Here is an 18469-nt window from a genome sequence, read left to right as displayed (position 1 = left end):
CCACCCTCGTGAAGGGTCTCTGGATAATGTTCTACCAAACGCACTGTGAGTTTGACCTCTGCTTTTTCAGTTCGCACAAAAATCACTTCACCAGCGCGCGGAACCGCCTCGAATTCGAAGTGCGAAGAGATCGTTTGACACCGCGTGTCGATAAATACTCTCGTCATACTGCCCCCATGCTTCCTTCGAGCAAGATCGCTACGCCCCCATGAAAACAACCGTCACCCCGGACTTGATCCGGGGTCCCGCTGCCTTTTGCGCCGCGCTGGAAGAAGCGGGATCCCGGCTCGGAGGCCGGGATGACGAGGGGGTAGAGGGTGGCGCCGATCACCCCACACTCCCTTCAAGCGAGATCGCCAGCAGCTTCTGCGCCTCGACCGCGAATTCCATCGGCAGTTCTTTCAGCACTTCCTTGGCGAAGCCGTTGACGATCAGCGCGATCGCCGCTTCCTCGTCCAGCCCGCGCTGCTGCGCGTAGAACAGCTGGTCGTCGGAAATCTTGGAGGTAGTCGCCTCGTGCTCGATCTGCGCGGTGGGGTTCTTCACCTCGATATAGGGCACGGTGTGCGCGCCGCACTTGTCGCCCAGCAGCAGCGAATCGCACTCGGTGCGGTTGCGCACGCCCTCGGCATTGGCGGCCACGCGGACCAGCCCGCGATAGGTGTTGTTGCTCTGCCCGGCGCTGATTCCCTTGGAGATGATCGTCGAGCGGCTGCCCTTGCCGTTATGGATCATCTTGGTTCCGGTATCGGCCTGCTGGTGGTTGTTGGTGACCGCGACCGAGTAGAACTCGCCTACGGAGTTTTCACCGTTGAGCACGCAGCTGGGGTACTTCCACGTCACCGCAGAGCCGGTCTCGACCTGCGTCCAGCTGATCTTGCTGCGCGCGCCCTGGCACAGCCCGCGCTTGGTCACGAAATTGTAGATCCCGCCGACGCCTTCGGAATTGCCGGGATACCAGTTCTGCACGGTCGAATACTTGATCTCGGCATCGTCCATCGCGACCAGCTCGACCACGGCGGCGTGGAGCTGGTTCTCGTCGCGCATCGGCGCGGTGCAGCCTTCGAGGTAGCTGACATAGCTGCCCTTTTCGGCGACGATCAGCGTGCGTTCGAACTGGCCGGTGTTCTCCGCATTGATGCGGAAATAGGTCGAGAGCTCCATCGGGCAGCGTACGCCTTCGGGGATGTAGACGAAGGTGCCGTCCGAAAAGACCGCGCTGTTGAGGCAGGCGAAGTAGTTATCGTTCTGCGGCACCACGCGGCCGAGCCACTTCTTGACCAGTTCCGGGTGCTCGCGGATCGCCTCGCTGATCGAGAGGAAAATCACCCCCGCCTTCTGCAATTCCTCGCGGAAGGTGGTGGCGACGCTGACGCTGTCGAACACCGCATCCACCGCGACCTTGCGCGCGCCCTTCACCCCGGCGAGCACTTCCTGCTCCGCCAGCGGGATGCCCAGCTTGTCGTAGACCGACTTGATCTCGGGATCGAGCTCGTCGAGGCTTTCGAGCTCTTCCTTCTTCTTGGGCGCGGCGTAGTAATACGCGTCCTGATAATCGATCGCCGGATAGCCGATCTTGGCCCAGTCCGGCTCGGTCATGGTCAGCCATTTGCGGTAGGCCTTGAGCCGCCATTCGAGCATCCACTCGGGCTCGTTCTTCTTGGCCGAGATGAACCTGACCGTGTCTTCCGACAGCCCCTTGGGTGCGTAGTCGGTCTCGATATCCGAATGCCAGCCGAACTCGTAGTCGGCGGCTTTCGCGGCGGCTGCCTTTGCCTCCGCGTCCTGCTCGGGCTGCTTGAGGTCGATTGCTTCGTTCATGCCACTTCTTTCTGTGCAGGTACTGCGCCCGCAATTTTCGCCAGCGAAACCTCGGCCAGCGCGCCGCGCACCGCGGCGTTGACCACCGGCCAGTGCGGTTTGACGCTGCATTCGTGCTCGACTGCGCAATCGCCGGTGTCGATGCAACTGACGAGCGCGATAGGCCCTTCGATCGCTTCGACGATGTCGGCCATGCTGATCGCCGCCGCAGGCCGGCCCAGCTGGAGCCCGCCGCCCGCGCCTCTGGTGGAGCGGAGCAGGCCAGCCGCGCTCAGCTTGCTGACGATCTTCTGCGCGGTCGGCACCGGAATGCCGGTTTCCTGCGCCAGATCGGCCGACGACACGCGTCCGCGCTTTCTTCTGTCGGCCTCGACAAGCGACGCCGAACCGCATTTGCGGGCGGTTGCGGCCATGATCACGATGGCGTAGTCGGCAAGGTTGCTGAGGCGCATGCCAGCCAATTCGGACTAAATCAGTCCGATTTCAACCAAAACCCGACTCTTGCGAGTCGTTTGCACTCCCTTCGTCATTCCCGCGAAGGCGGGAATCCCGCTGTTGTGGCGGCCCTGTCGACAAGAAGCGGGACCCCCGCCTTCGCGGGGGTGACGCGTGGGGATGCGGTTCAGCCCTTCTTGTTCGCCACCCACGCCTCGACATTCTCCTCCAGAATATCGAGCGGCACGGGCCCGGGCAGCAGAACGGCATCGTGGAATTCGCGGATGTCGAAATCCTCACCCAGCTCGGCGCGTGCCTGTTCACGCAGCTCCATGATCTTCAATTTGCCGATCATGTAGGCGGTCGCCTGGCCGGGATAGACGACATAGCGTTCGATCGCCTTGCGGATGTCGCCCTCGGGATTGGGCGTATTGTCCTTCAGGTACTGGATCGCCTGCTCACGGCTCCAGCGCTTGGAGTGGATGCCGGTGTCGACCACCAGCCGGCACGCGCGCCACAGCTCCATCTGCAGCCGCCCGAAATCGGCATAGGGATCGGTGTAGAAGCCCATGTCCTTGCCCAGCTCCTCCGAATAGAGGCCCCAGCCTTCGGTATAGGCGGTCACCCCGCCGAAGCGGCGGAAGGGCGGCACATCGCCCAGCTCGGTCTGGATCGTGCGCTGGAGGTGATGGCCGGGCAGGCCTTCATGATAGGCGAGCGCTTCGAGCTCGTTCCTGCTCATGTCCTTCAGGTTATAGAGGTTCACGTAATAGGTGCCGGGGCGCGAGCCGTCGGGTGCGGGGCTCTGGTAGAAGGCTTTTCCTGCGCTCTTTTCGCGAAACGCCTCGACCGGCTTGACCTGCAGCGGGGCCTTGGGGAGCGTTGCGAAGAACTCGGGCAGCTTGGCTTCCATCGCATCCAGCCGCGCCTGCGCATCGGCCAGATAGGCCTCGCGCGTGTCGTAATAGAAGCGGTCGTCGGTGCGGGTGAATTCGAAGAATTCCTGCAAGCTTCCCTCGAACCCGACCTGGTCCATGATCGCGCGCATCTCGTCGTGGATCCGCGCGACATTCTCCAGCCCGATCCGGTGGATTTGGTCGGCGGTGAGGTCGGTCGTGGTATAGTTCTTGAGCAGCGCGGAGTAATACGCCTCGCCCTCGGGCAAACGCCAGATTCCGTCATCGGTCGGCGCAATGGCCTGCTGCCGCTCCATCTCGGCGAGCAGGCGACGATAGGCAGGCACCGCGCTGTCGTTCCAGGCCAAGGTGGCCTGCGCCACGAGCGACGCGCGCTCAGCGTCGAGCAAATTGAGTTCGCCAACTTTACCCCGGAAATCTTCCAGCACCGCGCTGTTTTCACCCGCGTCGAGCAGGTTGCGAACATCCGAAATGACGTAGGGATAGACCCAGTCGGGCGGCATCACGCCCGCATCGGCACGCTCGCGCGATTGGGCGGTCAGCGTGTCGATTACATCGCCCAGCCCATCGATCCGCGAGATATAGTCGGTCGCCTGATCGGCGTTCTGCACCGCGTGGATATTGATCAGGAAGGCGGGGAGCTGGCTTTGCGCACCGCTCATCTGGTCGAAGATGTAGCCGTAGTCGCGGTACGGGAAGAGCGAGGCGGAGCGCTTCGCCATCGCGTCGAACAGGCGGTAGGACAGCGCATCCTGCGGCGAGAGCGTGGCGACATCGTAGCCCTCCCGCATGGCCGCCGCAGTGTCCTGCAACAGCGCCTGTTCGCGCACCTCCGCCTGATCGGAAAAGTCGCCCCAGGTGCCGTAATCCTCGTCGCGAATCCCGCGATAGGCCTTGGTCAGCGGCGACATTTCCAGCTGCGCCGCGTCGTACCGGTCGAATAAAGTGTCGATATCCGCCGGAACCTGCGCGGCGGGTGCCTCCGCGCTCGCGACCGGCGCGGTGCTGGTCTCGGTCTGCGTGGTGGTGCAAGCGGCGAGCCCCAGGCTCGCGAGCAGGACGATGGCGGTCTGGCCCGGAATGCGGGTGTTGGTCATGCGGCGTCTCCCCAAGAATTGCATGTTTCGGCCACCCTGCCCGAGGCAGCGCGCCAATGATAGGGCGCTGCAAACGACAGTCGACACCTCGCGATGGCCAGCATAGGGCATGGCGCGATGCTGTTCCCGCTTGCTCGCCCGCTGCTCTTCACGCTCGACCCCGAACGCGCGCACCGCCTGTCGCTTGCCGGGCTCAAGCGCCTGCCGACAGGCCGCCCGCCGCGCCACGATCCGGCGCTTGGCGTGACCATCGGCGGGGTCACCTTCCCCAGCCCGGTCGGCGTTGCGCCGGGCTACGACAAGGATGCCGAAGTGCCCGATGCGCTGCTGGGGCTCGGCTTCGGCTTCGTCGAGGTCGGCACGATCACCCCGCTGCCGCAGGCGGGCAATCCGCGCCCACGCCTGTTCCGGCTGGCGGAGGATCGTGCGGTCATCAACCGCATGGGCTTCAACAATGGCGGGGCCGAGGCCGCGCACAGGCGTCTCCGCAAGCGTGCGGGCAGGCCCGGGATCGTCGGGATCAACATCGGCGCCAACAAGGACAGCGACGATCGCATCGCCGATTATGCGCTGATGACCGAGCTGATGGCCCCGCTCGCCAGCTATCTGACGATCAACATTTCGAGCCCGAACACGCCGGGCCTGCGCGACCTGCAGACGGGCGATGCGCTCAAGCACCTGCTCGACGGTGTGTTCGAGGCACGCGGAGAGCGGGCAACCCCGGTCTTCCTGAAACTTGCGCCCGATCTGGAGCCGAGCGAGATCGACGCGATCGCGAAGGTTGCTCTGGGCAGCCCGCTTGCCGCGCTGATTATCTCCAACACCACGCTCGCCCGCCCGCCGCTCAAGTCGAACCATGCCGACGAGGCGGGCGGACTGTCGGGCGCGCCGCTCGCGCCGCTCGCGCTTCAGCGGCTGAAGGATTTCCGCAAGGCGACCGGGGGCGAGATCCCGCTGATCGCTGCCGGCGGGATCGACAGCGCCGACGCCGCGTGGGAGCGGATCGTCGCGGGCGCGAGCCTGGTGCAGCTCTACTCCGCGATGGTCTATCACGGGCCGATGCTCGGCCGCCGGATCGCCAAGGGCCTTTCGCAAAGGTTGCGGGCGGAAGGCTTTGCGTCGATTGAGGACGCCATCGGATCGCAAGCCTGAGGATCGCCATGCTCGCCAGAACCTTCAAAGCCCCGCTGTTCGGGATCGCCGCCGCCCTTTCGCTCGCAGGCTGCGCGACTGCCCCCGTCGCGCCGGTCGAAACCGCTGCTCCGCAGGCGACCCAAGGCGCAGTCAGCGCCGCAGACCCGCGGGCGCAGGAGGCCGGCTACGAAATGCTGCGCCGGGGCGGGACCGCAACTGACGCGGCAATCGCGGTGATGCTCGCGCTGACCGTGGTCGAGCCGCAAAGCTCCGGGATCGGCGGCGGCGGCTTCATGGTGCTGGGCGATGCCGATGGCACGGTCACGACCTATGACGGGCGCGAAACCGCCCCCGCTGGGGCAACGCCTGACTGGTTCCTCGACAAGGACGGCAGGGTGCCGCCGTTCCGCGATTCGGTGCGCAGCGGGCTGAGCGTCGGCGTCCCGGGCAACCTCGCGCTTGCCGCGAAGGCCCATGCAGAGCACGGCAAGCTGCCCTGGGCCCAGCTGTTCGAACCCGCGATCGCGCTGGCGCGCGACGGCTTCCGCGTGAACCCGCGGCTCAACAAGTCGCTGTCCGACAGCGCCGATACCGGCGCGCGCAGCGATCAGGGCAAGGCGCTGTACTACGATGCGGCAGGCGCGCCGGTCGCGATCGGCTCCACGCTGACCAACCCGGCGCTGGCCCGCACGCTCGAGAGAATCGCGCAGGCCGGGCCCGATGCATTCTACGACGGCGATTTTGCCGAGCGGATCGCGAAGACAGTCGCCGACGACACACCGCGCAGCGGGGCGATGACCGTGCGCGATATCGAAGGCTATGTCGCGAAGGAGCGCGCGCCGCTGTGCACCCGCTACCGCGCCTATCGCATCTGCGCGATGGGGCCGCCGACCTCGGGCGGGGTCGCGGTGATGCAGATCATCGGCCAGCTGGAGCGGTTCGATCTTGCCGCACTCGGCCCGCGCAATCCGGTGACCTGGCACCTGTTCCTCGAATCCCAGCGGCTCGCCTATGCCGATCGCGAACTCTACCTTGCGGACAGCGATTTCGTGCCCGTCCCCGCCGCCGGACTGATCGCGCCCGATTACCTCGCGCGGCGCGGCGCGCTGATCCTGCCCGGCAGCACTCTGGCCGAAGTGAAGCCCGGCACGCCCGAAGGCGCGGACCTGGCGCTGGCCGATGGCGACGAGCCCGAGGAGCGCGGCACCTCGCATATCGCGGTGGTCGACGATGCAGGCACGATGATCAGCTATACCTCGACCATCGAAAGCGCCTTCGGATCGGGGCTGATGGTCGACGGGTTCTATCTCAACAACGAGCTGACCGATTTCAGCCGCTCGCCCACGGTCGACGGGAAGTCTGTCGCGAACCGGGTGGAGGGTGGCAAGCGCCCGCGCAGCTCGATGGCGCCGGTGGTGGTCTACGACCCGCAGGGTCAGCCGTTCATGGCGGTCGGCGCGGCCGGCGGCAGCACGATCCCCGTGCAGACCGCGCGCAGCATCATCGGCGTGATCGATTTCGGGCTGGCTCCCGAAGACGCGCTGGGTCTGCCCTTCGTCATGGCGTTCGGCGACAGCGTGCTGCTGGAAGAAGGCACGTGGCTGGCGGACAGCCAGGACGCCTTCCGCTCGCTCGGCCACACCATGCTGACCATTCGCCCCGCACCGGTGAAGGCAGGGATCGTGGTGCGAGAGGGCGATCGCTGGGTCTCGGCGCGCGATCCGCGGCTCGAAGGGCAGCTGGAACTGCCCTGAGGGCATCGGCCCCCGCGCTTGCCGTAATCCTGCCGGGAGCCTAGATCGCCGCACATAGTTATAAAAATAACGAAACCTGGGAGACGGTGCGGCTTTGACGCAGCTTGAAGAGATTGAACGGGCGAGCAACCTCGTCTCATTGTTCCTGAAACGCGCCGACGCGGGCGGCGACAAGCCCTTCCTCGGGCGCAAGGTCGCTGGCGAGTGGCAGACCATCAGCTGGCGGGAGGCCGCCGATCAGGTGTGCCTGCTGGCGGAGAACCTGCGCGGCCTCGGCCTCAGGGACGGCGACCGGGTCATGCTGGTGAGCGAGAACCGGCCCGAATGGTGCATTTCAGACCTCGCGATCATGGCGGCAGGCTGCATCACCGTGCCCGCCTACACCACCAATACCGAGCGCGACCACGTCCACATCCTCGACAATTCGGGTGCGCGGGCGGTGATCGTGTCGAACGAAAAGCTATCCGGCCCTCTGATCCCGGCGATCTTCGCGACCGGCATTGCCGAACACATCATTCCGATCGAAAGCGTGCGCGGATACCAGGGCGGCAACCTGGCCTGCCATGGGTGGGAGCGGATGACGCAGGGCGATGCGAAGGCCGCGCGCGCCGCAGTCGATGCGCGAATCGCCAAGATCGGGCGCCGGGACACTGCCTGCATCATCTATACCAGCGGCACCGGCGGCGCACCGCGCGGCGTGTTGCAGCACCATGGCGCGATCCTGTGCAATGTCGCGGGCGCTGCGGACATCCTGATCGACGATTTCGACCTGTCGAACGATGAGCGCTTCCTCTCCTTCCTCCCGCTGAGCCACGCCTACGAACATACCGGCGGGCAATTCCTGCCGATCGGTGTCGGCGCGCAGATCTTCTATGCCGAGGGGCTGGAGAAGCTCGCCAGCAATATCGAGGAAACCAGCCCGACTGTGATGGTCGTGGTCCCGCGCCTGTTCGAAGTACTGCGCACGCGGATCATGAAGCAGATCGCCAAGCAGGGCGGCGCTGCGAGTTTCCTGCTGGACCGCGCGCTGGAGATAGAGGAGCGGGCCGCCAACAAGGGCAAGAAGCGCCTGCGCGACAAGCCGATGGATGCGCTCGTCGGCAAGCTTTTGAGGCCCAAGATCCGCCAGAAATTCGGCGGCCGGATCAAGGCGATGGTTTCGGGCGGCGCGCCGCTCAACCCCGATGTCGGGATCTTTTTCCAGGCGCTCGGCCTGCCGATGATGCAAGGCTATGGCCAGACCGAGGCGGGGCCGGTGATCAGCTGCAACAGGCCTTCTGCCGGCGTGTCGATGGACACGGTCGGCCCGCCGATGAAGGGCGTTGAGGTCAGGATTGCCGAGGATGGCGAAATCCTGTGCCGTGGCGAGTTGGTGATGCATGGTTACTGGCAGAACCAAGGCGAAACCGACCGCGCGCTGAAGGACGGCTGGCTGCACACTGGCGATATCGGCTACATCGACGACAAGGGCCGGATCGTCATCACCGACCGCAAGAAGGACATGATCGTCAACGACAAGGGCGACAATGTCGCGCCCCAGAAGCTTGAGGGGATGCTGACCCTCCAGCCCGAGATCGGGCAGGCGATGGTGGTCGGCGACCGGCGGCCCTACGTGGTCGGGCTGATCGTACCCGATACCGAGTGGGCGCTCGACTGGTGCAATTCGCAGAACAAGTCGCTCGACTGCAAGAAAGTGCTCGAGCTGCCCGAGTTTCGCGCGGAAATCCGCAAGGCGATCGACCGGGTCAATGCGGAACTGTCGGTGGTCGAGAAGGTGCGCGGGTTCGCCTTCGCCGACGAGCCGTTCTCGATCGAGAATGAGGAAATGACGCCGAGCATGAAGATCCGGCGGCACAAGATCAGGGAACGCTACGGCGATCGGCTGAACGCCCTCTATCGCAGCTGAGGACCGCGGCCATGCGGATCGCCGATGAGACGGGGATTCGGACGGTCACGGCGGTGACAGGCCCGGGTTGAGGGCACGGCCCGGCATGGGGCGCCCAAGGTTGGTGATACGCCGGTGATCTGACCCAGGGTGGGGGAGCCTTGAGCCGCCCCCTCTTTTCCTGCGCGTTTTCATGCACCCGCATTCCCGAGAATGCTCGGCTGGTGTCGCACGGGAAGGTCTGTGTTGCGCCGTTGCTACATTTTTCGAACACGCTGCCATCTGAGACTTGGCACATTCGCTGACGCGCTATAACGCGCGCAACCGGCGGCTTTTGGGGGTTGCAGCGTAATTTGGGTCGTTATTCGCAATCTGAATGGTGCCGTCGCTTGGACATAAGGATACGTGATGAACACCAATAGTTGCCCAACCGCAACACGCGGACGTGCGCGCCGATGCGCAATCCTTCTGGGGGGTATTTCGCTCTTCACGCTGGCCACGCCGGCGCTCGCGCAGGACTCTGCCGTGCTCGATCGTCTCGAGGCGCTCGAAGACCGGCTCGATGCGCTGCAAAGCGAAAACCAGCAGCTGCGCGCGCAGCTTGAAGACATGCGCAGTGTGAAAGCCGCGCAAGGCGATGTCGTCGTCGCGGCATCCGACGCGCAGGTGCCTGCGGCGGCTGCGCAAGCCGAGATTCCCGGCACGGCACGCGTCGCGACGACGGCAGGCGCCGCCGGCCCGGTCGATGTGGTCACCGAAGCCGACGACCCGCGTGAGATGCAGGTGGCGGGATCGGAGAACTTCGTCGGCACCAACGCCGCCTATGCGTACCAGATGCTCGACCATGCGGAGAACGTGAACACGAAGCCGCTGGTGCAGCTGGCGGCGCTGCAATCGGGCGAACTGACCGACCGGGTGACGCTGTCGGGCGGGATCACCGCGATCGCCAATTACCAGTGGGCGACGGTCGACTCCAAGTTCGGCTACCTCATGCGCCACCCGACCAGCGCCAACCAGCTGGGCGACAATGTCTCCGAAGTGGTGCTGCATTCGGCCAACCTCGCGCTGACCGCGCGGCTGCTGCCCAACGTCACCGGTTACGCGGAACTGCTGTACGATCCGGAGCAGAGCTTCGGTCAGGGGACGATCACCGCGCTGGCGCGCAACCAGATCCAGCTGCGGCGTGGCTGGGTGATGTTCGGCAATCTGGACCAGCTGCCGGTTTATGCTCTGGTCGGCAAGATGGACACGCCCTTCGGGCTCAACGACACGGTCAACCCGTTCACCAATTCGACCAACTGGCACGCTTTCGCAGGGCTGGCCTATGGCGGACAGGTCGGCTTCGTCTCGGGCGGGCTGCATGTGCGCGGGATGATCATCCAGGGTGGCGCGCAGTTCCGTTCGGCGAACGTTCCGGTGCTGGGCACCAGCGTGCCTTCGCGCGCGAACAACTTCGCGGTCGATGCGCGCTACACGATCGACCTTGGCGGAGAGGGCAATGCGCTGATGGCCGGTGCCAGCTACCAGCGCGGCACCGCCTATTGCCAGGACTATCCGGTCACGCACTTCAACCCGTGTCAGGACAACAACCCGGGCATCGCCGCCTATGGCAAGCTGACCTATGGACCGCTGACGCTGATGGGCGAATATGCGAAGACGACGAAGGAATGGGCGGGCACCGCCGTGCCCGATCCGACCAACCCGCTGAGCGTGTATGACGCAGTGAAGCCCGAGGCCTTCACCGTCGGCGGCCGCTTCGGCTTCGGAGCCGAGAGCCTGACCATGCAACGTCGCGAATTCGCGCTGTCGGCCGAATTCTCGAAGTTCATTTCGGGTGAGGAAGGCTCCCCCTGGCGGCGGCAGAACCAGATCGTGCTGGGCGGTTCGTGGTTCCCAGCACCGAACGTGAACCTGTTCGGCGAGTTCATCCGCGTGAACGGGTACGTCCCGCTCAACTTCCTGTCGGGGGGCAATTTCCCCGATGGCAGCACCTGGTCGAACCAGGATGCGGATACCAATGTGATTCTGGCAGGCGCGCAGGTCGCGTTCTGACCCGATTCGCCGATCGGGCCGTCAGTGCCGGGCCGCTCGCGAAGAGTGATCCGGCTCAGGCGGCCTCGTCTGCCAGGTCGACATATTCGGGGAAGAAGGTCGGCGGGCGCGAGGACCATGCAGGTGCGGTCGCGGCCGCTTCGCTCAGGCTTTGCAGCAGCAGCTTGCGACGTGCGGGGCGCAGATGCGGCATGGCGGCGCCGGCGCAAAACGCGCTCGGCAGCCACGGGCGCACCTCAGCCCCGAGCAGGCGTTCGTAGAGGAAGCGGAAGGGCGAAAAACCGTCGAGCCGTTCCTGCGCCAGATCGAACGCGGCAAGCCGGGAGAGCTGCCCCATGAAGGGGGAGACCGATTCGCCCGCATCCGCGCCAGGCATCGTGTGGCGCAGCACCTTCAGGTCCTGATAGGCGACGTATTGGCGGCGGATGTCGACATTCTCGCTCGCATTGCGGGCCCACAGCTTGAAGGCATCGCACCGTCCCAGCCCGATATCGAGATTGCGCCGGATGAAGCGCTGTTCGCACGGGCTGAACCCGGCGAATTCGCGCATCTCGGCGATGCTCAGGCTGGTCGTGTTGTTCTTCGTCGCCATCGTGCCCCTCCGTGGCCGCCGAGTCGAGGCGGCCCGTTTGTCCGATGACAGGCATGTTTCCGCGATCTTGGTAAACAAACCGCTAAGCTTGATATCCGGTCTTTCCTCAGCGGCGTCAGATAAGCCCTGCAAGCGGGCTTGAGGGGTCCGCATATTTGCGCGTCGCCATGCGTCCGGAGAGGTAGGCGTCGCGCCCGGCCTGCACCGCACGGCGCATCGCCCGCGCCATGCGAATCGGGTCTTTTGCCTCTGCGATCGCGGTGTTCATCAGGATGCCGTCGCAGCCCAGCTCCATGCCCACTGCCGCATCCGACGCGGTGCCGACTCCGGCATCGACCAGCACCGGCACGCTCGCGCCTTCGACGATCAGGCGGATGGTCACGCGGTTCTGAATGCCGAGGCCACTTCCGATCGGCGCGCCCAGCGGCATGATCGCGACCGCGCCGGCTTCCTCCAGCTGCTTGGCGGCGATCGGATCGTCCGCGCAATAGACCATCGGATGGAAGCCTTCCTTGGCCAGCGTCTCGGTCGCGCGCAAAGTCTCGCGCATGTCGGGGTACAGCGTCTTCGCCTCGCCCAGCACCTCCAGCTTGACCAGATCCCAGCCGCCCGCCTCGCGCGCAAGACGCAGCGTGCGCACCGCCTCGTCGGCAGTGAAGCAGCCCGCGGTATTGGGCAGGTAGGTGACCTTCTTCGGATCGATGAAATCGGTCAGCATCGGCTGATTGGGGTCGGACACGTTCACGCGCCGCACCGCGACGGTGACGATCTCCGCGCCGCTAGCCTCCAGCGCGGCGGCGTTCTGCGCGAAGTCCTTGTACTTGCCGGTGCCCACGATCAGGCGAGAGCGGAAGGTGCGCCCGGCGACACTCCACGTGTCATCGTCGTGCGCCGCATGGTCGCCTCCGCCCACGAAGTGCACGATCTCCAGCGAATCGCCATCGCTCAGCGCGATCTCGGCCAGCTGCGATCGCGGGGCGATCTCGCCATTATGCTCAACCGCGACCTTTTCCGGCGCGAGGCCGAGTTCGCGCACGAGCGCGGCGATGTCGGGGGCGGTGGTGGTGCGGCTCTCGCCGTTTAGCTGGATGGATCTGGTGTCGCTCATGGCCGGGCGACTTGGGGCCTCAGCGCCGTTCGCGCAAGACAATGCCGTGCCTGTGGTCGCTCGAACTGCGCAGGTTGAGCACGTGGCCAAGCGAAACCAGCGCCACGCCGATGATCGTCAGCGCGGCTTCTTCCACCCCGTGCGGCGCGGCCAGCGCACCGCCCATGAAGGTGAGCCCGGTCATCGCGATCACGAAGGGCATCCGCCGCTTGTGCCGCACCGCGCCGATACCGATCGCGACGCCGGCGATGATGGTCGCGGCGGCAAGGCCCCACCAGTGCAGTTCGGGCGCGAGCAGCCAGCCACCCGCGAGGCCCAGCGAGGAAATCACCACGATGGTCAGCACGCAGTGCACCGCGCACAGCGCGGACAGGGCGATACCCATCGCATCGAGACGGACACGATTCGAGAGACTGCGGATGTCCATTGCCAGCCAAGTATGTGACGTTGTTTTATTTTGCAAGATAACCGGGGCGAAAATTCAGCCCTGACGCAGGTTTGCGTGCTTGCAACTGGGCGCGCGGGCACGCATTCAGGCGCCATGGCAAGCCTGTTATCCCGCCGCCCCGACACCCCGCGCATGATCGACACCGCCCGCCCCGGATGGCTCGCGTGGTGGCTGATTGTGGTGGCCGTGCTGGTGGTTACGATCGTGGCGGTTGGCGGCATTACCCGGCTGACCGAATCCGGCCTTTCGATCACCCAGTGGGACCCGGTCACAGGCGTGCTGCCGCCGCTCAGCGAACAGGCATGGCAGGCGGAGTTCGCGAGATATCAGGCGACCCCGGAATATCGGCTTGAGGCGGGGCCTGCGGGCATGACGCTATCCGACTTCAAAGGGATTTTCTTCTGGGAATGGTTCCACCGTCTACTCGGGCGACTGATCGGAATGGTGTTTGCGCTACCCCTGATCTTCGCCTGGGTGCGCGGATGGATTCCGCGGGGCTACAAGCCTCGGCTGCTCGCGCTGCTCGCGCTGGGCGGCCTGCAGGGCGTGTTCGGCTGGCTGATGGTCCGTTCCGGCCTCGGCGGCGAGATGACCGACGTGAGCCATTTCTGGCTTTCGATCCACCTCGGCACCGCGCTGATTACGCTGGCGGGGCTGGTGTGGACCGCGCTCGACCTGCGCACGCTCAGGCGCGATCCGCGCGCACGACCGGCGCGGCTGCGCCCGTTCGCCGCGCTGGCGGGCGTGGTTCTGTTTATCCAGATCGTGCTGGGCGCGTGGGTCGCGGGGCTTAACGCGGGACTGGCGTCGAACACCTGGCCACTGATGCAGGGCCGCTTCCTGCCCGAGGCGAACTGGGCGCAGGGCGCGTTCTGGGCCTTCACGCATGATCCCTTCCTGCTGCATTTCCTCCACCGCTGGTTCGCGTGGATCGCCTTCGCGGCGCTTGTCTGGCTCGGCCTGCAAGCCTCCCGGCGGGAGGGGATCGCGGGCAAGGCTCTGCTGGTGATCGTCTGCACGCAGGTTCTGCTGGGGATCGTCACGGTCGTCACGGGAGTGTCGATCTGGGTCGCGGTCGCCCACCAGGTGACCGGTGCCCTTCTGGTCGCCGCCACTGCCGCCTCGGCCCACTCGCTGGGCCAACGGACCAGCAGGATGGAGGGGCTCGCCGCGTGAGCGCGCTGATCTACACCGTCTTCGCCACTCGAGAGGACGCCCGCGCGGTCGCCTCGCAACTGCTGGACGAGCGCCTGATTGCCTGTGCCAATGTGATCGGCCGGATCGAAGCGCTGTTCGAATGGGATGGCGAGCGCGGCGAGGGCGAGGAGATCGCGATCCTGTTCAAGACCAATGCCGAGCGGCTGGACGATGCCGTCGCGCGTCTGGAAACGCTGCACCAGTACGAAGCGCCCGCCATTCTCGGTTGGCGCGCCGACAGCGCTGGCAAAGCCACGGCGGCCTGGCTGGCGGCGATGGGCGGTTAGACATGATGGAGCGGCGCGGCTTTCTGACGGGGCTTGGTCTGGTCGGGTTTGCGCCGCTTGCCCTGCACCCCGCTTCGCTGCTCGCCGCGCGCGCCGTTCCTCAGGGCGAATTCCGGCTCGAGCGCGTGCTGCGGCGCGACCTGTTCGACGGCAAGGCGATCATTGTCAGTCGCGGCTGGCTGATCCGGTTCGATGCGGCGGCTGACGGCGGTGTTGAAGTGACCGGGGAGCAGGTGATGAGCGTGGTCGACGCGCCGCCGGCGCTCGCCGCACTCGCCCGGCTGGAGGAGCAGCGGGCAGCCAGCCTGCTGCCCCTGCGGCTCTCGGCCAGCGGGACGATCGTCGATCTGCCCGGCGATAGCGCGCTCGATCCTCTCCCCGACACGGTAATCGAGGCTGTGGCGGACTATGTCGCGGGCCATTCGTCCGCGCCCGCCGTCGATCTGAACGTGCGAGAATTCGTCGCCCAGCTTTCGCAGCGGCAGATGGGCTGGCTTTCACACCTGCCACCCGACCTCCTCTTTCCCGCTCCCCGGGACAGGACGGCGACCCGCGAGCTCGCCCTGGAGGACGGCGGACAGGGCCGGGTCGAACTGCGCGAAATCGTGCAGGCAGACCCGGCATCCGGACTGCTCGAAAGCTTCGTGCGCGAAGCGATTACAACGGTTGGCGAGAGTTCGCGCAGCGCCGCCGAAACCTGGCGGCTATACGACACGGTATCATAATACCTCTTCTCTAACCCCCGAGATTGCTTGACTTGGGAGGCCTTCGGACGCATTAGCGCGCTCCACGACCGGCTGGGCGAATCGGCGAAACACGCGTTTCATCCTCCGGCGAGACCCCCCTAATTCTCGAGGGACACGATAGCCATGAAGGCGCTCAGCAAGATGACCCGGTCGATCAAGCCGGCCGAGGTCGAAAAGAACTGGTATGTGATCGACGCGGAAGGCCTGGTTGTTGGCCGCCTCGCCTCGATCGTTGCGAACATCCTGCGCGGCAAGCACAAGCCGAGTTACACCCCGCACGTCGATTGCGGTGATCACGTGATCATCCTCAATGCGGACAAGGTGAAGTTCACCGGCCGCAAGATGGGCAACAAGAAGTATTACAAGCACACCGGCTATGCCGGCGGCATCAAGGAAACCACGCCCGCCAAGATCCTCGAGGGCAAGTTCCCCGAGCGCGTGGTGGAAAAAGCTGTCGAGCGGATGATTCCGCGCGGGCCGCTTGGTCGCCAGCAGATGAAGGCGCTGCACCTGTATGCCGGCACCGAGCATCCGCATGACGGGCAGAAGCCCGAGGTGCTCGACGTTGCTTCGATGAACCGCAAGAACAAGGCTCTCGCATAATGGCCGACGACAAGAACCAGAACGAATCGCAAGGGTCCGAAAAGGCCGAGAGCGTGCGCGATCTCGCCGATCTCGCGAACATCGCGGGTGATGCGCCTGCTGCCGACGCCGCCGTGGTTGCCGAAAGCACCGCGCCGCTGCGCGAGCAGGAGCTGGACCAGCATGGCCGCGCCTACGCCACCGGTCGCCGCAAGGACGCGGTCGCCCGCGTGTGGATCAAGCCCGGCAAGGGCACGATCACGATCAACGGCAAGGAGCAGGAAACCTATTTCGCGCGTCCGACTCTGCGCCTCGTCATCAACCAGCCGTTCGCAATCACCGATCGTGAAGGCCAGTACGACGTGATCGCCACCGTTCGCGGCGGCGGCCTGTCGGGCCAGGCCGGTGCGGTGAAGCACGGCATCGCGCAGGCACTGTCCAAGTACGAGCCCGCGCTGCGCGGCACGGTCAAGGCGGCAGGCTTCCTGACCCGCGACAGCCGCGTGGTCGAGCGTAAGAAGTACGGCCGGGCCAAGGCACGCCGTAGCTTCCAGTTCTCGAAGCGCTAAGCTACAAGAACAACGGATCACCAGGAGGGGCGGTGCCGCGAGGCGCCGCCCTTTTTGTTTGGGAAACTGGTCTTCCGCGTGCGCGGATCAACTCACCGGCGGATCGGTGCGCGGAACAGCGCCGACGGGCGCGACCGGTTCGCCCTCTTCGCGCGGCGGATGCGCGTCCTCGGGGACGTCGTCGATCTTCATCGCCTCGTCGTCGATATTCTCGAGATTGCGGATATGCACCCGCAGTGTCTCGCCATCCCAGCGCAGCTCGTTGAAGCTCGGCGGGGTGGAGCGCAGGCGCTGCGACAGCGTGCCCGCGCCGATCATGCGGACCGGGCCGTGGGGCGTGTCCTCCATGATCTCGAACGCGTCGTGGACATGCCCGGACAGCACGCCGAGCACATTGCGCTTCGCCAGTTCGGCCAGCGCATTCGAGCCGCCGCGGGTCATCGCGGTGCCTTGCGTACCGACTTCGCGCAAAGGGTGATGCACGGTCACCAACGCACGCGTGCCAGCGGGCAGTGCGTCGATCCGCGCGAGGCAGTCCTCCAGCGCGCGGCCCGTGACCCAGCCCTTGGACCAGTTGAAGCGGGGCTGCGCGCGGACAGCGGTTTTCAGCGGCACCAGCGCGATCCCCGGCAGGTCGATCTCCCGCTCGACAATCTCCGTAAGCCGCCCGAACCGCTTGTAGGGCGTTACAAACCGCTCGATCAGGTTGAAATAGGGCATGTCGTGATTGCCGACATCGAGCGTGGCGGGGGCCTGCAAGGTGCCGATCCACTCTTCCGCCGCGCGAAATTCGTGGTGGCGCGCACGCATCGTCAGGTCGCCGGTGATCGCGACCGCATCGGGCCCCATGCGCGCGACCTCGGCGGCGAACCAGTCGAGCGCCTCGTTGTTTTCGAGCCCGAAGTGAATGTCGCTGACGTGAAACAGCAGCGTGTCGGCCATCAGGTCAGTCCTCTTGCGCCAGTGTCGCGATCAGATCGACGGGGCATTTGTCGAGCGCGAATGTCTCGGTCGCGTCGCCATGGGCAGGCTCCCCGTCCAGCAGCAGGTCGAGCGGCTGAGCGCCCGTGCTGGCGAGCGTGGTTTCCTGAAACGGGCCGAGGGTGTCGTGCGGCCCCTCGCGGAATTCCTGCCGCAACAGCGCCCAGGTCTGGGCAACGAAATCCGCCCCGGTGCGCGCATGATAGGCGGCGATCTCGATCCCCCCGGCATGCGGCATCAGCTCCACAATCGGGTAGCCTTCGGGCGCGCCCGCATCGGGCTGGCGGATCCGCACCGGCGGCTGGCCGGCAGTGTTCTGAATCGCGGCACCCGCCGCCGTCAGCATCGCACCCGCATCGGCCGCGCGCAGTGCCTCGCGCACCTCGTTCCAGCTCGTCCCGGGGCCGACCAGCAGACCCGCCAGCGCGATTCCCTTCGAAGAGTGGATGATCTGCGGCCGGACCCGGCGCGCCTTGCCGGTGGAGAACGCCTCGATCACCTCGTGGACCCCGGCCTCGCCATGGACCCGCTTGGGCAGAAGGTTCTGCGTGCCACCCGGCAGCGGCAGAACCGCCCCGCCCCATCCGGCCAGCGCCGCGACGACGGCGTTGATCGTGCCGTCACCGCCCAGAGTGACGACGGTGTCGATACCCCGCCGGTCGAGTTCGGCAGGCGAAGGGATCTCTTCGGCGGGGAAGGTCGTACGCTCGGCAATGCACAGGCTCGAGCGCTCACACGCCTCGTGCAGATCGGCGAGCAGCTCCTCGCGCACCGATCCACTGCCTTCGTTCGTGATCAACCAGATATCGCGGGATGTACTCATGATGGTCGAATGCCCCGTGAGCGGGCCCGTTCCGTCACCCC

General features: G+C 65.7%; 17 protein-coding genes. 9 read left to right on the top strand and 8 right to left on the bottom strand.

Annotation, left to right across the window (positions count from 1 at the left end; translation table 11 throughout):
- Positions 1 to 327 precede the first annotated feature (327 nt).
- From sufB to K7H93_RS08045, 3 genes are all read right to left on the bottom strand, one after another.
- On the bottom strand, positions 328 to 1821 hold the full coding sequence (gene sufB / locus K7H93_RS08055) for a Fe-S cluster assembly protein SufB (RefSeq protein WP_054525462.1): 1494 nt from the start codon (positions 1819 to 1821) through the stop codon (positions 328 to 330).
- Complete coding sequence (locus K7H93_RS08050; protein WP_230783209.1) at positions 1818 to 2273, bottom strand: RrF2 family transcriptional regulator; 456 nt, start codon at positions 2271 to 2273, stop codon at positions 1818 to 1820. The genes sufB and K7H93_RS08050 overlap by 4 nt, the downstream gene beginning before the upstream one ends.
- 170 nt (positions 2274 to 2443) lie before the next feature.
- Positions 2444 to 4270: a DUF885 domain-containing protein gene (locus K7H93_RS08045; RefSeq protein WP_230783208.1), complete on the bottom strand. Its 1827-nt coding sequence runs from the start codon at positions 4268 to 4270 to the stop codon at positions 2444 to 2446.
- A 117-nt stretch (positions 4271 to 4387) separates the two neighbouring features.
- Between K7H93_RS08045 and K7H93_RS08040 the strand changes: the two genes are divergently transcribed.
- From K7H93_RS08040 to K7H93_RS08025, 4 genes are all read left to right on the top strand, one after another.
- On the top strand, positions 4388 to 5422 hold the full coding sequence (locus K7H93_RS08040) for a quinone-dependent dihydroorotate dehydrogenase (protein ID WP_230783748.1): 1035 nt from the start codon (positions 4388 to 4390) through the stop codon (positions 5420 to 5422).
- An 8-nt stretch (positions 5423 to 5430) separates the two neighbouring features.
- Entirely contained in the window at positions 5431 to 7158 is a 1728-nt protein-coding gene (ggt, locus tag K7H93_RS08035; protein ID WP_230783207.1) for a gamma-glutamyltransferase, read from the top strand.
- A gap of 94 nt (positions 7159 to 7252) precedes the next feature.
- Complete coding sequence (locus tag K7H93_RS08030) at positions 7253 to 9064, top strand: AMP-dependent synthetase/ligase (RefSeq protein ID WP_230783206.1); 1812 nt, start codon at positions 7253 to 7255, stop codon at positions 9062 to 9064.
- Positions 9065 to 9568: 504 nt separating this feature from the next.
- Positions 9569 to 11095: a hypothetical protein gene (locus K7H93_RS08025; protein WP_230783205.1), complete on the top strand. Its 1527-nt coding sequence runs from the start codon at positions 9569 to 9571 to the stop codon at positions 11093 to 11095.
- Between the two features lie 55 nt (positions 11096 to 11150).
- Here the strand turns inward: K7H93_RS08025 and K7H93_RS08020 are convergent, their stop codons facing one another.
- From K7H93_RS08020 to K7H93_RS08005, 3 genes are all read right to left on the bottom strand, one after another.
- The gene (locus K7H93_RS08020; protein WP_230783204.1) at positions 11151 to 11687 is read right to left on the bottom strand and encodes a hypothetical protein; all 537 of its coding nucleotides are present in this window, start codon (positions 11685 to 11687) and stop codon (positions 11151 to 11153) included.
- Positions 11688 to 11802: 115 nt separating this feature from the next.
- Positions 11803 to 12795: a sulfur carrier protein ThiS gene (thiS, locus tag K7H93_RS08015; RefSeq protein ID WP_054527800.1), complete on the bottom strand. Its 993-nt coding sequence runs from the start codon at positions 12793 to 12795 to the stop codon at positions 11803 to 11805.
- 19 nt (positions 12796 to 12814) lie between these two features.
- Positions 12815 to 13222 carry a MerC domain-containing protein gene (locus tag K7H93_RS08005; protein WP_054527801.1) on the bottom strand — a complete coding sequence of 136 codons (408 nt, stop codon included), beginning with the start codon at positions 13220 to 13222 and terminating at the stop codon, positions 12815 to 12817.
- 153 nt (positions 13223 to 13375) lie between these two features.
- On the opposite strand from K7H93_RS08005, the gene K7H93_RS08000 reads away from it, so the two are divergent.
- The 5 genes from K7H93_RS08000 to rpsI all read left to right on the top strand — a co-directional run bounded on the left by K7H93_RS08000 (position 13376) and on the right by rpsI (position 16624).
- Complete coding sequence (locus K7H93_RS08000; RefSeq protein WP_230783203.1) at positions 13376 to 14419, top strand: COX15/CtaA family protein; 1044 nt, start codon at positions 13376 to 13378, stop codon at positions 14417 to 14419.
- On the top strand, positions 14416 to 14727 hold the full coding sequence (gene cutA, locus K7H93_RS07995) for a divalent-cation tolerance protein CutA (RefSeq protein WP_230783202.1): 312 nt from the start codon (positions 14416 to 14418) through the stop codon (positions 14725 to 14727). The genes K7H93_RS08000 and cutA overlap by 4 nt, the downstream gene beginning before the upstream one ends.
- Before the next feature lie 2 nt (positions 14728 to 14729).
- Positions 14730 to 15452, top strand: a complete 723-nt coding sequence (locus K7H93_RS07990) for a hypothetical protein (protein WP_230783201.1) — start codon at positions 14730 to 14732, stop codon at positions 15450 to 15452.
- Positions 15453 to 15596: 144 nt separating this feature from the next.
- Positions 15597 to 16076, top strand: coding sequence for a 50S ribosomal protein L13 (gene rplM / locus K7H93_RS07985; RefSeq protein WP_010235548.1), 480 nt, complete (start codon positions 15597 to 15599; stop codon positions 16074 to 16076).
- A complete protein-coding gene (rpsI, locus tag K7H93_RS07980) occupies positions 16076 to 16624 on the top strand; it encodes a 30S ribosomal protein S9 (protein WP_010235551.1) in 549 nt (182 codons plus the stop codon). The genes rplM and rpsI overlap by 1 nt, the downstream gene beginning before the upstream one ends.
- 87 nt (positions 16625 to 16711) lie before the next feature.
- Here rpsI and K7H93_RS07975 read toward each other — a convergent pair whose 3' ends face one another.
- Together K7H93_RS07975 and K7H93_RS07970 are read right to left on the bottom strand one after the other, a co-directional pair.
- Positions 16712 to 17566, bottom strand: a complete 855-nt coding sequence (locus tag K7H93_RS07975) for a metallophosphoesterase family protein (RefSeq protein ID WP_230783200.1) — start codon at positions 17564 to 17566, stop codon at positions 16712 to 16714.
- A 4-nt stretch (positions 17567 to 17570) separates the two neighbouring features.
- Complete coding sequence (locus K7H93_RS07970; RefSeq protein WP_230783199.1) at positions 17571 to 18428, bottom strand: diacylglycerol/lipid kinase family protein; 858 nt, start codon at positions 18426 to 18428, stop codon at positions 17571 to 17573.
- Positions 18429 to 18469: the final 41 nt, after the last annotated feature.

It is taken from the genome of Citromicrobium bathyomarinum (genome assembly GCF_021021475.1).
Lineage (GTDB): Bacteria > Pseudomonadota > Alphaproteobacteria > Sphingomonadales > Sphingomonadaceae > Alteriqipengyuania > Alteriqipengyuania bathyomarina.
This window is presented reverse-complemented; position numbering and strand designations above follow the sequence as displayed.